The organism is Halomonas fontilapidosi, assembly GCF_014192285.1.
Taxonomy (GTDB): Bacteria; Pseudomonadota; Gammaproteobacteria; order Pseudomonadales; family Halomonadaceae; genus Halomonas; species Halomonas fontilapidosi.
Map to the genome: position 1 here is coordinate 113,172 of NZ_JACHXQ010000005.1, position 16,704 is coordinate 129,875.

The window sequence follows — 16,704 nt, forward strand, 5'->3', positions numbered from 1 at the left end:
TTTTCCTACCCAAACCGGGTGTTGCGGCCCTCGGCCCACAACACCCGGTCTGGTCATGCAGCAGGGTCAGACGTTGAGTTCGTAACCCTGAATGTCCTCTTCGGTGACCAGCGCCACTGCCGGATCCAACATGGTATCGAGGTGCGCCTTGAAGAGCCGCGCGGCATCCGGATCCTTGTTGGCCCACTTGAACCACAGCGGAATGGCTGCCTGGCGGAAGCGGTCGCCGTCCTCCTCGCTGAGGTGGATGATCTCCACGCCCTTCTCGCGATACTTCGGCCAGGCCTCGGCGTTGGCCTTCTGGATCGCCGCGTAGTGCTCACGGGAATAGGCGGCCACCAGGTCGTGCATGAGGTCCTGGGTCTGCGGCGACATGCGCTCGTAGGTGCGACGGTTCACGGAGATATCCATGAGGTCGACGGCCTGGTGCAGGCAGGGCGTGGAGGGCGGCCCCATGATGATGTAGTCGGCCACCTGCCAGAAGCCCAGCTCATAGTTGACCGCCGCCCCCACGTAGTCAGCGGCGTCGATGGTGCCCTTCTCCAGCGCCGGATAAACCTCGGAGCCCGGCAGCAGGGTCGTCTGCGCGCCGATGGAGGCGAAGGTCTCGGCGACGATCCCGCCCGGCACCCGCAGCTTAACGCCCTTGAAGTCGTCGAAGCTGCGCAGCGGCACCTTGGAGTGGATCAGGTTGAGGTCGTGGTGAACGTAGCCCAGCAGCTCCTGACCCTGCTTGCGGTAGAGGTCCTTGGCGATCCCCATGCCGCCGTAAGCACCGAACATCATGTCCCACTGATGGGGGACGGAGAGGCCCATCGGATAGGCGGTGAGGAAGACACCGGCCGGCATCTTGCCGGGCCAGTAGACGGTGAACCAGTTCTGACCGTCGATCACGCCGTTACGCACCGCATCGGCGACCTCGAAGGCGCCGGCCACGGCGCCGGCGGGGAAGGGCTCGATGCTCACCTCGCCGCCCGTCAGCTCAGCGACGCTGGCCGCCCACTCCTCGAAAATCTTGTAACCGGTGGTACCCGGCTGCCAGGAGGATTGCATGCGGATGCGAATGCCCTCCTGCGCTTGAACGTTGCCGACCCAGGGGGCCGCCACGGCCGCCGCTGAACCGACGGCCGCGGCCTTCAAGAAGTTACGCCGACTCGGGGTCTTGAACGCCTCGCGGACCTTGGTGGTTTCATTGTCGACGGAAGAAATGCTTGACGGCTGCTTGTCGTCTTGCATGGCATGGACTCCTGGTTGGGAAGCACCCGCACGACTTAGGCGAGCGGGCATCAACGGGATCTTGTTGTTGTCATCCATGGCCGGACACGCTCACCCGAGACCTCTGGAGTGACTTCAGGCGACTGGTACCGCTTTCCCTGCGGACTCGGGAAGTTTTCGTAATCTGGAAACGACTTCCAAGATGAAAGTTAGCGAAAAGCTCGCCCCCGGCCAATAGCGACTTTCAACGCAGGTCGAGCGTCAACATTGGTCAGACCACGAAGTTTTTGGCGACAACCGACTGACTATAATGGGAAAATCTTGGTCTTACCAATTTCCCGGGGAGACGATACCTACGACCAAAGCACGAGCCTCAAGAGTGGCATCCCGCGCCTCAGGCCGCGATGATGCCCACATCACTGAACCCTGGAACGTGTTTGTCATGACATCGGAACGTCGCCGTCAGGCTTGGCTTGCCGCCATGCCCATTCTCTTCGTGGCGCTATGGAGTACCGGCTTCATTGGCGCCAAGTTCGGCCTGCCCCATGCCGAACCCTTTACCTTCCTGTTCGTGCGCTTCGTGCTGACCCTGGCGCTGCTGGTCCCGCTGGTCGTGCTGATGCGCGGCGGCTGGCCACAGGGACCGCGTCTGTGGGGGCATATCGCGGTATCCGGCCTGCTGGTCCACGGGGCTTACCTGGGTGGCGTCTTCTATGGCATTTATCAGGGTATGCCGGCGGGCCTGGCTGCCCTGCTGGTGGGGCTGCAGCCGCTGTTGACCGCCGGGCTCGCCGGCCCGCTGCTGGGCGAAACGCTGGGACGCCTCCAGTGGCTGGGGCTGGTGATGGGACTGCTCGGCATCGCCATGGTACTGGGCGGCAAGCTTGATCCGGGGGAAATGCTGTTCCAGGGGTTCGGCCTCGGGGCGCTGGGCAGCGTCATGGTGGCACTGGTCGGCATCTCGCTGGGCACTCTCTACCAGAAGCGGTTCTGCACCGGCATGCCGCTGCTCTCCGGCACCGTCGTACAGTACCTGGGGGCTGGAACGCTGCTGGGACTGGGCGCCCTGCTGTTCGAGACGCGACAGATCGACTGGGCACCCACCTTCCTGCTGACCCTGGCCTGGCTGGTGCTGGTGCTCTCCATCTCCGCCATCCTGCTGCTGATGGCACTGATCAAGCGCGGCGAGGCCTCGCGGGTGGCCAGTCTCTTCTACCTGGTCCCGCCGGTGACGGCGCTGGAGGCGTGGTGGCTGTTCGACGAGCGCCTGCCGCCGCTCTCGCTGGTGGGCATGGCCATTGCCATCGCCGGCGTGGTGCTGGTGGTAAGAAGCGGGACCGGCGGTCCTCAGAGCCGCTCGAGATAGCGTGTGCCGCCAAGGTTACGCATTTGCTGGCGAATCCAGGCGCTGCGTCGTTCGACCAGCGGCCCCGGACGCGCTGCATCGCGACCGCGGGGGTCGGGAAGGACCGCCGCCAGTCGGCTGGACTGGGCCTCGTTGAGCTGACTCGCGGCGACGCCGAAATAGTGACCTGAGGCCGCCTCGAGGCCAAACACCCCGCTGTCCCACTCGACGATGTTGAGGTAAACCTCGAGGATGCGCTGCTTGGGCCAGAGCGCTTCGAGCAGCAGGGTGAACCAGGCCTCCAGCCCCTTGCGCACCCAGCTGCGCCCGGTCCACAGGAAGAGGTTCTTGGCGGTCTGCTGGCTGATGGTGCTGGCCCCGCGCAGGCGCCCGCCGTTGCGACTGGCCTCCCAGGCGCGGCGCATCTCGGCCAGATCGAAGCCGTGATGGGTCGGGAAGCGCTGGTCCTCGGCGGCGATCACCGCCAGCTTGGCATGATCGGAGAGATGCTCCCAGGGCTGCCACTGGTGGCGGATGTCGAGTGACTCCCCGGCAAACCAGGACTGGACCTTGCGCTCCATCATCACCATGGAGCCGAATACCGGCACCACGCGCAGCAGCAGTACCAGTACCAGGGAGCCCACCACGAAGCCCAGCAGGGTCCGCCACATGACCCGCCAGACCCGCTGGCGCCAGGTCCTCATTGCGCGTCTCGCTCGGCCATTGGCACTCCTCGCCGCTGCGTGAATGGTTGCCAGTATAACGACGCTGCCTCCCCGAAGGGAGGCAGCGTGTCACCCGGACGCGTCTGCGCCGCTTTAGCGCTTGTTCAGCCGCTCGGCATGGTAGCGCAGATGCTCCTCGATGAAGGTGGCGATAAAGAAGTAGCTGTGGTCATAGCCGGGATGCCGCCGCAGGGTCAGCGGGTGATCATGCTCGGCGCAGACAGTCTCGAGGCGGTCGGGGCAGAGCTGCTCCTCGAGGAAGTCGTCAGCGTCGCCCTGGTCGATGAACAGTGGCTGGCTGGAGGCCCCGCGGGCCACCAGCTCGCAGGCATCGTACTGGGTCCAGAGCCCACGGTCCTCCCCCAGATAGGCGGAGAAGGCCTTCTGTCCCCAGGGGCACTCACTGGGGTTGACGACCGGGGCGAAGGCCGACACTGAGCGGTAGTGGCCAGGGCGGCGAAGCGCCAGGATCAGCGCCCCATGTCCGCCCATGGAGTGACCGCTGATCGATTCGCGGCCGTTAACCGGGAAGTGCTGGCGGACCACCGAGGGCAGCTCCTCGGCCACGTAGTCATACATGCGGTAGTGCTTCTTCCAGGGCTCTCGGGTGGCATTGACGTAGAAGCCCGCCCCGCTGCCGAAGTCATAGCTGTCATCCTCGCCCGGCAGGTCGGTCCCTCGCGGGCTGGTGTCCGGACAGAGAATGGCCACGCCGAGTTCGGCGGCGACCCGGTGGGCACCGGCCTTCTGCATGAAGTTCTCGTCGGTGCAGGTCAGCCCGGAGAGCCACCACAGCAGCGGCACGCGACCGACCTCGGCCTGGGGGGGCAGATAGATGGCGAAGGTCATTTCGCAATCCAGCGCCCGAGAGCGATGGCGATAGCGCTTGTGCCAGCCGCCGAAGCTCTTGTTGGCCGAGACCAGCTCGAGGTGTTCGGTCATGGTCATGGATCAGGCTCCTGAGGACTCAGTAGTGAAGGACAGTGCGGATGCTTTCGCCCTTGTGCAGCAGTTCGAAGGCCTCGTTGATCTTCTCGAAGGGCATGTCATGGGTGATAAAGTCATCGATGTTGAGCTCACCTTCCATGTAGCGCTCGACGTAACCCGGCAGCTCGGTACGCCCCTTCACCCCGCCGAAGGCGGAGCCTTTCCAGACCCGGCCGGTCACCAGCTGGAATGGCCGCGTGCTGATCTCCTCGCCGGCGCCGGCCACGCCGATGATCACCGACTCGCCCCAGCCCTTGTGGCAGCACTCCAGCGCCGAGCGCATGACGTTGACGTTGCCGATGCACTCGAAGGAGTAGTCGACACCGCCGTCGGTCAGATCAACGATCACCTGCTGGATGGGATCACTGTAGTCCTTGGGATTGACGAAATCGGTTGCGCCAAACTGCTCGGCCAGCTTGAACTTTTCCGGATTGACGTCGACGGCAATGATTCGCGAGGCCTTGGCCATCACTGCGCCCTGGATCACCGCCAGGCCGATGGCCCCCAGGCCGAACACGGCGACGGTCGCACCTGGCTCCACCTTGGCCGTGTTCATCACCGCGCCGATACCGGTGGTCACGCCGCAGCCCAGCAGGCAGATCTTGTCCATGGGCGCCGCCTTGGAGACCACCGCCAGCGAGACCTCGGGCAGCACGGTGTATTCGCTGAAGGTGGAGCAGCCCATATAGTGGTGCAGCATCTTGCCGTCCAGCGAAAAGCGGCTGGTACCGTCTGGCATTACGCCCTTGCCCTGGGTAGCACGCACCGCGCTGCACAGGTTGGTCTTGCCCGAGAGGCAGAACTTGCACTGGCCACACTCGGCGGTATACAGCGGGATGACGTGGTCACCAGGGCGCACGCTGGTGACACCCTCGCCCACTTCCTGCACCACGCCAGCACCCTCGTGGCCCAGCACGGCGGGGAAGTTGCCTTCCGGGTCGGCCCCGGAGAGGGTATAGGCGTCGGTGTGGCAGACACTGGTGGCGGCGATTTTCACCAGCACCTCGCCGGCCTTGGGGCCCTCGACGTCGATTTCGGCCAGTTCCAGGGGCTTGCCCGCTTCCAGGGCGACGGCGGCGCGTGACTTCATGGCATCTTCCTCGGTGGATGTGTTGATTCTGAGTACAGTCTAGGCAATTCCGCACCCTGAGATAAACTGCATCAAACACATGACATTATTGCCGCATGGCAATAATCGCGTCAGGAGAGACCCAAGTGCAGCGCTGGGATCGAATCGAGGCCTTTGTCGAAGTGGTGCGCGCGGGCACCTTTACCGCGGCCGCACGCCGCCTGAAGGTCTCCAGCTCCCATATCAGTCGGCTGGTCAGTCAGCTCGAGAACCAGCTGGGGACCACCCTGCTCTACCGCACCACCCGCCAGATTCGCCTCACCGAGGCCGGCGCGCACTACTACCATCACTGTCGGCATCTTTTCGATGGCTTCCGCGAAGCCGAGGCGGCGGTCAAGGATCTCCAGGCGCGCCCCAGCGGCATCCTCAGCCTGACCTGCGCCACGACCTTCGGCGAACGCTTCATCGCCCCCCTGATCAACGACTTCCAGTGCCGCTACCCGCAGCTGGGGGTGCGCCTGCATTTCACCAACCGGCAGGTCGACCTGATCGAGGAGGGCTTCGACATCGCGATCCGCATGGGCCACCTGGAGGATTCCTCGCTTATCGCCCGGCGGCTCTGCGAACGTCGCGAGCACGTGGTGGGCTCGCCGGACTATTTCACTCGGATGGCCCAACCCCATGCGCTCTCGGAACTGTCCCGCCATCGCTGCCTGGTGGGCTCGCGCGACCACTGGCGCTTCGCCGTCGAGGGTGTGCGCCGCGAGGTGAGGGTCTCGGGACCCTGGGAGGGCAACTCGGGACCGGCGCTACTGGATGCGGCTCTCAAGGGGCTGGGGCTGGCCCAGCTACCCGACTATTACGTGGACCCCCACCTGGCCAGCGGCGAGCTGATCTCGGTGCTCGATGCCTACCGTCACGACGATACCGCGGTCTGGGCGGTCACCCCGCGTCATCGCCATCGCTCTCCCAAGGTGGTCCAGTTCCTCGACTACCTGGTGACACATATCGATGAACGACTGCATGCGGATCGCTGAGACCAGACGAAAACGGGCGCCCCATGGGCGCCCGATAACGTACTGGCCGTCAAAAGCTACTTGAAGTTCTTGCGCACCATCTTCTGAATCTCGCCGACGATGCCGCTGCGGAAGCTCAATACACAGACCACGAAGATCAGGCCGAGGATCACGCTCACCCAGTTACCCAGCGGCGACTGGGCCAGTTGGGTCTGCAGGCTGACCACCAGGCCGGCACCGACCACCGGGCCGAACAGGGTGCCCACACCGCCCAGCAGGGTCATCAGGATCACCTCGCCGGACATGTGCCAGTGGGCGTCGGTCAGCGAGGCCAGCTGAAAGACCACTGTCTTGGTGGAGCCCGCCAGACCCGCCAGCCCGGCGGAGAGCACGAAGGCCACCAGCTTGTAGGCATCCACGTTGTAGCCCAGCGAGACGGCGCGCGGCTCGTTCTCGCGGATCGCCTTGAGCACCTGCCCGTAGGGCGAATGCACGGCACGCTGGATGATGGCGAAGCCGATCACGAAGACCGCGAACACGAAGTAGTACATGTTGAGATTGTCAGAGAGGCTGATCAGCCCGAACAGCTCGCCGCGTGGCACGCCGTGCAGGCCGTCCTCGCCGCCGGTAAAGGGCGCCTGGACAAAGAAGAAGAACACCATCTGCGCCAGCGCCAGGGTTACCATGGCGAAGTAGATCCCCTGGCGGCGAATCGCCAGCACCCCAAAGAAGGTGCCAAGCACCACCGCAGCGAGGGTGCCGATCAGGATGCCGACTTCCGGGGTCAGCCCCGGATAGCTGGCCAGCATGATACCGGTGAAGTAGCCGCCAGTGGCCAGGAAGGCGGCGTGCCCGAAGGAGAGCAGGCCGGCATAGCCGAGCAGCAGGTTGAAGGCGCAGGCGAACAGCGCGAAGCACAGCACCTTCATCAGGAAAACTGGATAGATGGCGAGCGGCGCGAGCAAGCCGAGCACGATCAGCACCAGGTAAAGGGTATTGCGACGCAGCCGGGCACTGCGCTGGCGCTGCATGGCGGGCGTCAGTTGTTGAGTCGTAGCCATCACGTCATGCCTCCTTGCCGAAGAGTCCCGCGGGGCGCAGCAACAGCACCAGGATCATCACCAGGAAGATCACGGTATTGGCCGCCTCGGGGTAGTAGACCTTGGTGAGGCCCTCGATCAGGCCCATGGCCAGGCCGGTGAGGATGGCCCCCAGGATGGAGCCCATGCCGCCAATCACCACCACGGCGAAGACCACGATCAGCAGGCTCGAGCCCATGGTCGGGGATACCGGATACAGCGGGGCGGCCAGCACGCCGGCAAAGGCAGCCAGTGCCACGCCGAAGCCATAGGTCAGGGTGATCAGCAGCGGCACGTTGACACCGAAGGCCTGCATCAGCGCCGGATTCTCGGTGCCGGCCCGCAGGTAGGCACCCAGGCGTGTGCGCTCGATCACGAACCAGGTCCCCAGGCAGACCACCAGTGCCGCCACCAGCACCCAGGCGCGGTAGGTGGGCAGGAACATGAAGCCCAGGTTCATCCCGCCCTCGAGGAGTGCGGGCGTGGGGTAGCTCGAACCCGAGACGCCGAAGAAGTTGATCAGGCTGCCCTCGAAGATCAGCGCCAGGCCGAAGGTGAGCAGCAGCCCATACAGATGGTCGAGATGGGCGATGCGCCGCAGGATCAGGCGTTCGATCACCATGCCCAGCCCGCCGACCACCAGCGGCACGAGCAGCAGCGCCACCCAGTAGTTGATGCCCAGGTACTGCAGCCCAAGTAGCGCAGCGAAAGCCCCCAGCATGTACTGGGCACCGTGGGCGAAGTTGACGATCTTCAACAGGCCGAAGATCACCGCCAGCCCCAGACTGAGCAGGGCATAGAAGGCACCGTTGATCAGGCCCAGCATCAGCTGGCCCATGAACACCATCAACGGCACCCCGAAAATCATTGTCATGTCATGGACCTCCCGTCAGAGGGGCGGCGGCCGAAGCCGCCGCCGTTTCCGCCCGTGCTCAGTTGTTGACCAGGTCGCACTGGCTTTCGGAGAGCGGCCGGTAGGCCTCTTCGGCGGGGATGGTGGCGAGAATCTCGTAAAGATCCCACTCGCCCTGTGACTCCTCAGGTGTCTTCACCCGCGCCAGGTACATGTCGTGAACCATGCGGCCGTCCTCGCGAATATGTCCGTTGCGCGAGAAGAAGTCCTCCACGGGGCGCTCGGCCATGGCGGCACGGATGGTCTCGGGGTCGTCGGTACCCGCTTCGGCCACGGTCTCCAGATAATGCATGGTGCTGGAGTAGACGCCCGCCTGGACCATGGTCGGGCGCTTGCCGACGCGATCGAAGTAGCGATCGGACCACGCGCGCGCCTGATCATCCATGTTCCAGTACCAGCCGGTGGTGAGCAGCAGGTTCTGGGTATCCTCGAGGCCCATGGCATGGACGTCATTGAGGAAGATCAGCAGGCCGGCGAGTTGCTGGCCGGACTGGGTCAGGCCGAACTGACTGGCGGTGGTGATGGCGTTGACGGTATCGGAACCGGCGTTGGCCAGGCCCACGATATCGGCGCCGGAGCCCTGGGCCTGGAGGATGTAGGAGGAGAAGTCGCTGGTCGGGAAGGGATGACGCACGCCGCCGACAACCTCGCCGCCGTTCTCTTCCACCACCTTGGTTACATCGGCCTCGAGGGCGTGGCCGAAGGCGTAGTCGGCAGTGAGCATGAACCAGGTGTCGCCGCCCTGCTCCACCACCGCCTTGGCCGTGCCGTTGGCCAGCGGGTAGGTGTCGTAGACCCAGTGAATGTGGTTGGGCGTGCAGTGCTCGTTGGTGATGCTGGATGCCGCGGAACCGGAGACGATGCCCAGGCCGTTGTTCTCCTCGAGCACATTGGTCACCGCGATGGTCACCGAGGAGGCCACCATGCCGGCGACCAGGTCAACGTTTTCCTGGTCAAACCAGCTGCGTACGGTGGTGGCGCCGACGTCGGCGCTGTTGCGATCATCGGCGCTGAAGACGTCGATCGGAACGCCGTTGACCTCGCCGCCGAAGTCCTCCACGGCCATCTTCAGGGCCTCGAGACCGCCCGGGCCGGCCAGATCACGATAGGTGCCTGACAAGTCAGCCAGATAACCGATACGCACCTCGTTGTCGCTCATTTGCGCCTGGGCACCGGTGGCCATCAGGGTAGCGGCGAGGGCGATGCTGCTGGCGAGCGTTTTCTTGTTGAAGGTCATGCTGTTGAAGGTCATAGCTTCATCTCCGTGGCCCCAGCAAGGGCTGCTTGTTGTTGTCGATGCAGAATGCATTGCGGTGGATGAACTGCTGGCAGGACGGCACGCCGTCAGACTCCCAGCAGAGAGTTGAGGTGCTCACGCCGCGAGGGTAGCTCGGCGGCACTGATCTCCTCGATGATCCGGCCGTGCTCCATCACGAAGTGACGGTCGGCCAGCGGGGCGGCGAAGCGGAAGTTCTGCTCCACCAGCACAATGGTCATGCCACGCTCCTTGAGCTTGATCAGCACTTCGCCCAGCGCCTGCACGATGACCGGGGCCAGCCCCTCGGTGATCTCGTCGAGCAGCAGCAGTCGTGCCCCAGTGCGCAGGATGCGCGCCATGGCCAGCATCTGCTGCTCGCCCCCGGAGAGCCGGGTTCCCTGACTATGGCGCCGCTCATAGAGATTGGGGAACATCGTGTAGATCTCGTCGATCCCCATCCCGCCACTGCGCACCGTCGGCGGCAGCAGCAGGTTCTCCTCGACGTCGAGGCTCGAGAAGATGCCACGCTCCTCGGGGCAGTAGCCGATGCCCAGCCGCGGTATGCGGTGCGGCTTCATGCTCAGGGTCTCGGAACCGTTGATGACGATCGACCCGGTACGATGGCCGACCATGTTCATGATCGACTTGAGCGTGGTGCTGCGTCCGGCGCCATTGCGCCCCAGCAGGGTGACCAGTTCGCCACGCTTCACGTCGAAGTCGACACCGTGGAGGATGTGCGACTCGCCATAGAAGGCGTGCAGATCGCTGACCCGCAGCATCTCGGCGCCGTCCAGGTCGCGGAACTCGGTGAGCGTCTCGGCTGCCTGACTCATGCGCTGGCCTCCTCTTCCGCGGCGGCATCGCTGCCCATGTAGGCTTCTCGCACCTGCGGATCGCGCGAGACGCTCTGGTAGTCGCCCTCGGCCAGCACGCTGCCGCGAGCCAGCACGGTGATGCGGTCGCAAAGGCGGCTGACCACGCTGAGGTTGTGCTCCACCATCAGCACGGTGCGGCCCTTGGCCACGCGACGGATCAGTTCGACGATACGGTCGACGTCCTCGGCGCCCATACCCTGGGTCGGCTCGTCGAGCAGCATCAGCGTGGGCTCCAGGGCCAGGGTGGTCGCCACCTCCAGCGCCCGCTTGCGCCCGTAGGGCATCTCCACGGTGAGCACGTCGGCGTACTCGCGCAGCCCCACCTCATCGAGGAGTTCCAGAGCACGCTCGTTGAGGTGTTCGAGGCTCTTCTCGGATTTCCAGAAATGGAAGGAGGTGCCCAGCTTGCGCTGCAGCGCCACCCGCACGTTCTCCATGGCGGTCATGTGAGCGAATACCGCAGAGATCTGGAAGGAGCGCACTAGCCCCAGCCGGGCGATCTCGTTGGCCTTCATGCCGGTGATCGGCTTGCCGCGATAGAGAATCTCGCCGCGGGTCGGCGGCAGGAACTTGGTGAGCAGGTTGAAGACCGTTGTCTTGCCGGCCCCGTTGGGGCCGATCAGGGCGTGAATATGCCCGTCCCGGACCTGCAGGTTGACGTCGTCCACGGCGGTGAAGCCGCGAAACTCCTTGGTCAACCCGCGAGTTTCCAGTATGAACTCCTGGGTCATGGTTCGTCCTCTCTGGATCGCTTGGGCGATCCGCCGTGGATGCTGTTGTCGTTGTTGTCGGCCGTTGTTGTGGTTGTGACGGTTCCGGCATCGAGGGCCTGAATGGGTGACACGTTCAGGCGGCCCCGGAGAACACTCTGCACTTTACGTTTACGTAAGCTAGAGGACTGGCCGCGGCACGGCAACAGGAGAAGCGTCGAACTCGACCAATGGTGTAGACGCCCGCGTGATCAATAGATTGCAAACAATATCGAGCAAAAAAACGCGATGCCCCTGTCGGGACATCGCGTCGGATCTCGCGCGAGGCCGATGCTGCCGGGCAATCGTCAGCACTCGATGGCGTTGACGGCCAGGCCGCCGCGAGAGGTCTCCTTGTATTTCTCCTGCATGTCGGCGCCGGTATCGCGCATCGTGCGGATCACGTGGTCTAGGGAAACGAAATGCTCACCGTCGCCGCGCAGGGCCATGCGGGCGGCATTGATGGCCTTGACCGAAGCAATGGCGTTGCGTTCGATGCAGGGCACCTGCACCAGGCCGCCGATCGGGTCGCAGGTCAGCCCCAGGTTGTGCTCCAGACCAATCTCGGCGGCATTCTCGACCTGACCCACGCTTCCTCCCATCACTTCCGCAAGGCCGGCCGCGGCCATGGCGCAGGCCGAGCCGACCTCGCCCTGACAGCCGACTTCGGCACCTGAGATGGAGGCATTCTTCTTGCAAAGGATCCCCACCGCGCCGGCGGTCAGCAGGAAGTCCACCACCTCGCGCTCGCAGGCCTCCGGCTGAAATTTCATGTAGTAATGCAACACCGCGGGGATGATGCCTGCCGCACCGTTAGTGGGCGCGGTGACCATGCGCCCGCCCGCTGCATTCTCTTCGTTCACGGCCAGGGCGAAAACGTTGACCCAGTCCATGGCTGAGAAGGTCGAGGCGATCAGGCTGTCATCGCCGTCCATGGCCTGCAGTCGCCGGTGCAGCGCAGCCGCCCGGCGCCGGACCTCGAGACCGCCAGGCAGAATACCCTCCGCGTCCAGCCCCGTCTTGACACACTCCTGCATGGCCTGCCAGATCTCCCACAGGCCGGCGCGCACCTCGGCTTCACTGCGCCAGGCCTTCTCGTTCTCCATCATCAGTTCGCTGATGCGCAGGCCGTGCATACGGCATAGCGCCATCAGTTCCGCGGCGGAGTGGAAATCATAGGGCAAGGCCGTGGTATCGCTGTCCAGCTCACCGGCGCGCGCCTGCGCCTCATCGACCACGAAACCACCGCCCACGGAGTAGTAAACGTTACGATAGAGCACGTCATCGTGGCCGTGAGCGACCAGGGTCAGGGCGTTGGGATGATACGGCAGACTCTCGTCATGCCACTGCAGGTCACGGGTCCAGTGGAAGGGGATCGCGTACTGGTCATCCAGGGGCAGGCTACGCGATGCGAGCAGCGTCTCGATACGCGGCGCCACGATGGCTGGGTCAATGCGCGACGGATACTCGCCCATCAGCCCCATCACCACCGCCCGGTCGGTACCGTGGCCCTTGCCGGTCGCGGAGAGCGAGCCATGCAGGTGAATCTCGAGGCGCGTCACACGGTCCAGCAGGTTTCGCCCCTTCAGTACCTGGACGAAGTCATGAGCCGCCGCCATCGGCCCCACGGTGTGAGAGCTGGAGGGCCCGATGCCGATCTTGAACAGATCGAAGACGCTGATTGCCATGTGACTAGCCTCGCTGACTGACGGATGGCCGGGCGGAGCATGCAGTCTCCGGGTTCAGCGCTACTGAACGCTACTGGCCTTGGGTTGAAGATGTCTCTATGCTGGTGCGGCATTGCTTCGGCAACAAGCCAGAATATCTCGCCCATAGTATAGTTTTACTAAATCATGAGCCGACTCCTGCACGCCCAGACCCATGCCTGGCTGAAAGTCTTCGCCACCAGCGCCCGGCACCTCTCCTTCACTCGGGCAGCGGAGGAGCTGCATGTCACTACCGGCGCGGTGAGCCAGCAGATCAAGCAGCTGGAAGAGCGACTGGGCTTCAAGCTGTTCCGCCGCCTGCCACGGCAGCTGGAATTGACCGAGGAGGGGCGGCGACTGGCCGCAGTGGTGGACGAGGCCTACCAGGCCGTGGGCCTGGAGGTGCGGCGACTGCGCAGCGGGGTGATGAGCGGGGTGATCCGCCTGCGCTCGGTGCCCTCCTTTCTGCACAAGTGGCTGATGCCGCGCTTGCCACGGCTTCAAGCGCGCTTCCCCGACATCGAGCTGCATGTCAGGGCCGAGGACAGCAGCCTCTCGCTGCGCGACGGCGACTTCGACCTGGCCATCGACCTCAACGACGGCCAGGTCCCGGGGCTCTTCATTACGCCGCTGATGGAGGAGCACATCTTTCCCGTTTGCGCCCCGGCCCTGCTACGCGGGCGCCCTCCCCTTCGCCACCCCGCTGATCTGGCCTGGTATCCACTGCTGCATGACGTGACCGCCTGGCGCGGCAGCCACGAGCATGCCGAATGGGAACGCTACCTCGAAGCCATCGACGCCCCGCCCCTTAACCTGCGCCGGGGCTACACTTTCAACCGCAACCACTTGACCATGGAAGCCGCCATCGCCGGGATGGGAGTCGCCATCGCCCGCCAGACCCTGATTCGCGGCGAGCTGGAGAACGGCGTACTGATCGCTCCCTTTGCAAAGCGGGTAGCGACCGGCATGCGCTACGGCATCGTGCATGCCGCTGGCGCCCTGGACGACCGCCGGGTGGCCGCTGTTCACGACTGGATCGTCGAGGAAGCGCGCCGTGCCAGCTCGGCGGGTATGCCGGTCGAATAGGCACGCCGGGGACGGGAAGGTAGAATAATTGCCCCCTGGATGATCTGTTTGAATGGACTCGCGATGCCTCCCCGTATGCCCCCCGACCAACCCATGCCGATCGGCTTTGCTGCCACCAGCCTGAGAGCCAGCCTCTATATCCTGCTGGTCGCCGGCATCGCCCAAGGCGCCTACGACGAAGCCCTCAACCTGCCCGCTAGCCGCTTCTCGGAGCACGGCTTCACCGAGCTGGCCCAGAGCGGACTGCTGGCGCTCTCGACGCTGCTGCTGCTCTACGTGAGGCTCGGGCTGCGCGAACTGCCACAGGTCAGCCTGCTGCTGCTCGCCTTCGTGGCCAGCTCCCTGGTGCGCGAGCAGGACGCCCTGCTCGATACCCATGTCTTCGACGGGGCCTGGCAGCTGCTGGTGACCGCCATCATTCTGCCCAGCCTCTACGGGGTAATTCGCCACCGCCGGGCGTTCGCCGCCCAGTTCGCGGCTTACGCCAACAGCCTCTCCTTCGGCCTGTTCGCCGCCGGCTTTCTGACCACCTATGTGTTCTCGCGCCTGTATGGCCGCAGCGAGATGTGGCAGGCGATTCTCCGCGACGACTATGCGCGCACCTTCAAGGATGCCGCCGAGGAGATGGTGGAATTGTTCGGCTATGCGCTGATCCTGATCGCCATGATCGAGCTGGCTCTGCTGACCCGCCGCTGGGCCCTGGCGCGTCGTGCCGCCTGACGCACCCCCGAACGCAACAAGCCCCGCAGGCATCGCCGGCGGGGCTTGTCGTTGGGGCGGGCATAATGCCCTTCCCGACGACTACTCGTCGAGGAAGGAGCGCAGCGGCTCGGAGCGGCTGGGGTGGCGCAGCTTGCGCAGCGCCTTGGCCTCGATCTGACGGATCCGCTCACGGGTGACATCGAACTGCTTGCCGACCTCCTCGAGGGTATGGTCGGTGTTCATGTCGATACCGAAGCGCATGCGCAGCACCTTGGCCTCGCGGGCGGTGAGACCGCCGAGCACGTTGCGGGTGGCTTCGATCAGCCCTTCGCCGGTCGCCGAATCGATGGGCAGCAGGATAGTGCCGTCCTCGATGAAGTCACCCAGGTGGGAGTCGTCATCGTCGCCGATGGGCGTCTCCATTGAGATCGGCTCTTTGGCGATCTTGAGCACCTTGCGCACCTTGTCCTCGGGCATCTCGAGACGTTCGCCGAGCTCTTCCGGGGTCGGCTCACGGCCCATCTCCTGCAGCATCTGCCGTGATACGCGGTTGAGCTTGTTGATGGTCTCGATCATGTGCACCGGAATGCGGATGGTGCGGGCCTGGTCGGCGATGGAGCGAGTAATCGCCTGACGGATCCACCAGGTAGCATAAGTCGAGAACTTGTAGCCGCGACGATATTCGAACTTGTCCACGGCCTTCATCAAGCCGATGTTGCCCTCCTGGATCAGGTCCAGGAACTGCAGCCCGCGGTTGGTGTACTTCTTGGCGATGGAGATCACCAGACGCAGGTTGGCCTCGACCATCTCCTTCTTGGCCCGGCGCGCCTTGGCCTCGCCGATGGAGAGCCGGCGGTTGACCTCCTTGATCTCGGTCACCGGCAGCTGGATCATCTCCTCCTCGAAGGCAATCTTGCGCTGGGCTCGCTGGATATCGCCGCGCAGCGGCGCCAGGCGGGCAGCGTACTTCGCATTGGCCTCACTGAACTCGTCAAGCCACTCGGGGTTCGACTCACTGCCCGGAAAGGCCTTGATGAAGGTCTTGCGCGGCACCTTGGCCTTCTTCACGCACAGCTGCATGATCGCCTTTTCCTGGGCGCGCACCTGCTCGACGCTGATGCGCACCTGCCCCACCAGGCGCTCGAAGTGCTTGGGCACCAGCTTGATTGGCGAGAACAGCTGGGCGAGGCGCGCCAACTCTTCCTGGGCCTCCTTCGAGCTCCGGCCGTGAGCTTCGATAGCGGCCAGCGCCGCGGTGTTCTGCTCGCGGATCTGCTCGAAGCGGGCGCGAGCCTCCTCGGGATCCGGGCCACCGGAGCTCTCCTCCTCGGCCTCTGCATCCTCGTCGTCGGCATCGCCCTCGGATTCATCGTGAGGCTCTTCCTCGGGCACCTCGGCCTCGGCCACGCCAGGAATCCCCTCGTCGGGATCGATGAAGCCGGAGAACAGGTCGGAGAGGCGTCCTGGCGCCTCTTCATCCTGGGTGGCATCGTAGGCATCCAGGATGGAGTCCACGGCGCCCGGCAGGTAGGCCAACGCCGACATGACCTCGCGTGTGCCCTCCTCGATGCGCTTGGCGATCTCGATCTCGCCCTCGCGGGTCAGCAGCTCCACCGTCCCCATCTCGCGCATGTACATGCGCACGGGATCGGTGGTGCGACCGACGTCGCTCTCCACGGCGGCGAGCGCGGCGACCGCCTCTTCGGCGGCCGACTCGTCCGTGGAATGATCTGACATCATCAGGGTGTCTTCATCGGGGGCTTCCTCGACGACACTGATACCCATGTCGTTAATCATGCCGATGATGTCTTCCACCTGATCCGGGTCGGCGATATCCTCGGGAAGGTGGTCGTTGACCTCGGCATAGGTCAGGAAGCCCTGTTCCTTGCCGCGCGCGATCAACTCCTTCAGACGTGACTGCTGCTGTGCATTTCCAGCCATAGAAACCCTATCTCGACGAAGAAGAATGAAGCACCTGA

At 64.5% G+C, this 16,704-nt stretch carries 15 protein-coding genes; 4 read left to right on the top strand and 11 right to left on the bottom strand.

What is annotated here, in order from left to right:
* Nucleotides 1-66: 66 nt before the first annotated feature.
* Nucleotides 67-1,236, bottom strand: a complete 1,170-nt coding sequence (dctP, locus tag FHR95_RS09060) for a TRAP transporter substrate-binding protein DctP (protein ID WP_183314171.1) — start codon at nucleotides 1,234-1,236, stop codon at nucleotides 67-69.
* A 421-nt stretch (nucleotides 1,237-1,657) separates the two neighbouring features.
* On the opposite strand from dctP, the gene FHR95_RS09065 reads away from it, so the two are divergent.
* Complete coding sequence (locus FHR95_RS09065; protein ID WP_183314172.1) at nucleotides 1,658-2,581, top strand: DMT family transporter; 924 nt, start codon at nucleotides 1,658-1,660, stop codon at nucleotides 2,579-2,581.
* Here FHR95_RS09065 and mtgA read toward each other — a convergent pair.
* The 3 genes from mtgA to FHR95_RS09080 form a co-directional block, all read right to left on the bottom strand.
* Nucleotides 2,563-3,264 carry a monofunctional biosynthetic peptidoglycan transglycosylase gene (gene mtgA, locus FHR95_RS09070; RefSeq protein WP_183314173.1) on the bottom strand — a complete coding sequence of 234 codons (702 nt, stop codon included), beginning with the start codon at nucleotides 3,262-3,264 and terminating at the stop codon, nucleotides 2,563-2,565. The two genes, FHR95_RS09065 and mtgA, sit on opposite strands and share 19 nt — an antisense overlap.
* A gap of 114 nt (nucleotides 3,265-3,378) precedes the next feature.
* The gene (fghA, locus tag FHR95_RS09075; protein ID WP_183314174.1) at nucleotides 3,379-4,233 is read right to left on the bottom strand and encodes an S-formylglutathione hydrolase; all 855 of its coding nucleotides are present in this window, start codon (nucleotides 4,231-4,233) and stop codon (nucleotides 3,379-3,381) included.
* A gap of 19 nt (nucleotides 4,234-4,252) precedes the next feature.
* Nucleotides 4,253-5,362, bottom strand: coding sequence for an S-(hydroxymethyl)glutathione dehydrogenase/class III alcohol dehydrogenase (locus FHR95_RS09080; protein ID WP_040185588.1), 1,110 nt, complete (start codon nucleotides 5,360-5,362; stop codon nucleotides 4,253-4,255).
* Nucleotides 5,363-5,487: 125 nt separating this feature from the next.
* On the opposite strand from FHR95_RS09080, the gene FHR95_RS09085 reads away from it, so the two are divergent.
* Nucleotides 5,488-6,378 carry a LysR substrate-binding domain-containing protein gene (locus FHR95_RS09085; protein ID WP_183314175.1) on the top strand — a complete coding sequence of 297 codons (891 nt, stop codon included), beginning with the start codon at nucleotides 5,488-5,490 and terminating at the stop codon, nucleotides 6,376-6,378.
* A gap of 56 nt (nucleotides 6,379-6,434) precedes the next feature.
* Here the strand turns inward: FHR95_RS09085 and FHR95_RS09090 are convergent, their stop codons facing one another.
* From FHR95_RS09090 to FHR95_RS09115, 6 genes are all read right to left on the bottom strand, one after another.
* Nucleotides 6,435-7,418 (bottom strand): branched-chain amino acid ABC transporter permease, encoded by a 984-nt coding sequence (locus FHR95_RS09090; RefSeq protein WP_040185612.1) that lies wholly within the window; start codon nucleotides 7,416-7,418, stop codon nucleotides 6,435-6,437.
* 4 nt (nucleotides 7,419-7,422) lie between these two features.
* Nucleotides 7,423-8,310 (bottom strand): branched-chain amino acid ABC transporter permease, encoded by an 888-nt coding sequence (locus tag FHR95_RS09095; protein ID WP_183314176.1) that lies wholly within the window; start codon nucleotides 8,308-8,310, stop codon nucleotides 7,423-7,425.
* Nucleotides 8,311-8,368: 58 nt separating this feature from the next.
* A complete protein-coding gene (locus FHR95_RS09100; RefSeq protein WP_040185611.1) occupies nucleotides 8,369-9,586 on the bottom strand; it encodes an ABC transporter substrate-binding protein in 1,218 nt (405 codons plus the stop codon).
* A 107-nt stretch (nucleotides 9,587-9,693) separates the two neighbouring features.
* A complete protein-coding gene (locus FHR95_RS09105; RefSeq protein WP_040185584.1) occupies nucleotides 9,694-10,440 on the bottom strand; it encodes an ABC transporter ATP-binding protein in 747 nt (248 codons plus the stop codon).
* Nucleotides 10,437-11,213: an ABC transporter ATP-binding protein gene (locus FHR95_RS09110; protein ID WP_040185583.1), complete on the bottom strand. Its 777-nt coding sequence runs from the start codon at nucleotides 11,211-11,213 to the stop codon at nucleotides 10,437-10,439. The genes FHR95_RS09105 and FHR95_RS09110 overlap by 4 nt, the downstream gene beginning before the upstream one ends.
* Nucleotides 11,214-11,539: 326 nt before the next feature.
* On the bottom strand, nucleotides 11,540-12,919 hold the full coding sequence (locus FHR95_RS09115) for an L-serine ammonia-lyase (protein WP_040185582.1): 1,380 nt from the start codon (nucleotides 12,917-12,919) through the stop codon (nucleotides 11,540-11,542).
* Between the two features lie 165 nt (nucleotides 12,920-13,084).
* Here FHR95_RS09115 and FHR95_RS09120 point away from each other — a divergent pair, with 165 nt between their 5' ends.
* Together FHR95_RS09120 and FHR95_RS09125 are read left to right on the top strand one after the other, a co-directional pair.
* On the top strand, nucleotides 13,085-14,023 hold the full coding sequence (locus tag FHR95_RS09120; protein WP_183314177.1) for a LysR substrate-binding domain-containing protein: 939 nt from the start codon (nucleotides 13,085-13,087) through the stop codon (nucleotides 14,021-14,023).
* Between the two features lie 75 nt (nucleotides 14,024-14,098).
* The gene (locus FHR95_RS09125; RefSeq protein ID WP_183314178.1) at nucleotides 14,099-14,743 is read left to right on the top strand and encodes a hypothetical protein; all 645 of its coding nucleotides are present in this window, start codon (nucleotides 14,099-14,101) and stop codon (nucleotides 14,741-14,743) included.
* 81 nt (nucleotides 14,744-14,824) lie between these two features.
* On the opposite strand, the gene rpoD is transcribed toward FHR95_RS09125, so the two are convergent.
* Nucleotides 14,825-16,666, bottom strand: coding sequence for an RNA polymerase sigma factor RpoD (gene rpoD, locus FHR95_RS09130; protein WP_040185578.1), 1,842 nt, complete (start codon nucleotides 16,664-16,666; stop codon nucleotides 14,825-14,827).
* Nucleotides 16,667-16,704 lie beyond the last annotated feature (38 nt).

Coding starts and splice junctions, on each gene's coding strand:
- dctP (WP_183314171.1), bottom strand. CDS start 1,236: ATGCAAGACGACAAGCAGCCGTCAAGCATTTCTTCCGTCGACAATGAA.
- FHR95_RS09065 (WP_183314172.1), top strand. CDS start 1,658: ATGACATCGGAACGTCGCCGTCAGGCTTGGCTTGCCGCCATGCCCATT.
- mtgA (WP_183314173.1), bottom strand. CDS start 3,264: ATGAGGACCTGGCGCCAGCGGGTCTGGCGGGTCATGTGGCGGACCCTG.
- fghA (WP_183314174.1), bottom strand. CDS start 4,233: ATGACCATGACCGAACACCTCGAGCTGGTCTCGGCCAACAAGAGCTTC.
- FHR95_RS09080 (WP_040185588.1), bottom strand. CDS start 5,362: ATGAAGTCACGCGCCGCCGTCGCCCTGGAAGCGGGCAAGCCCCTGGAA.
- FHR95_RS09090 (WP_040185612.1), bottom strand. CDS start 7,418: ATGGCTACGACTCAACAACTGACGCCCGCCATGCAGCGCCAGCGCAGT.
- FHR95_RS09095 (WP_183314176.1), bottom strand. CDS start 8,310: ATGACAATGATTTTCGGGGTGCCGTTGATGGTGTTCATGGGCCAGCTG.
- FHR95_RS09100 (WP_040185611.1), bottom strand. CDS start 9,586: ATGACCTTCAACAAGAAAACGCTCGCCAGCAGCATCGCCCTCGCCGCT.
- FHR95_RS09105 (WP_040185584.1), bottom strand. CDS start 10,440: ATGAGTCAGGCAGCCGAGACGCTCACCGAGTTCCGCGACCTGGACGGC.
- FHR95_RS09110 (WP_040185583.1), bottom strand. CDS start 11,213: ATGACCCAGGAGTTCATACTGGAAACTCGCGGGTTGACCAAGGAGTTT.
- FHR95_RS09115 (WP_040185582.1), bottom strand. CDS start 12,919: ATGGCAATCAGCGTCTTCGATCTGTTCAAGATCGGCATCGGGCCCTCC.
- FHR95_RS09120 (WP_183314177.1), top strand. CDS start 13,085: ATGAGCCGACTCCTGCACGCCCAGACCCATGCCTGGCTGAAAGTCTTC.
- FHR95_RS09125 (WP_183314178.1), top strand. CDS start 14,099: ATGCCCCCCGACCAACCCATGCCGATCGGCTTTGCTGCCACCAGCCTG.
- rpoD (WP_040185578.1), bottom strand. CDS start 16,666: ATGGCTGGAAATGCACAGCAGCAGTCACGTCTGAAGGAGTTGATCGCG.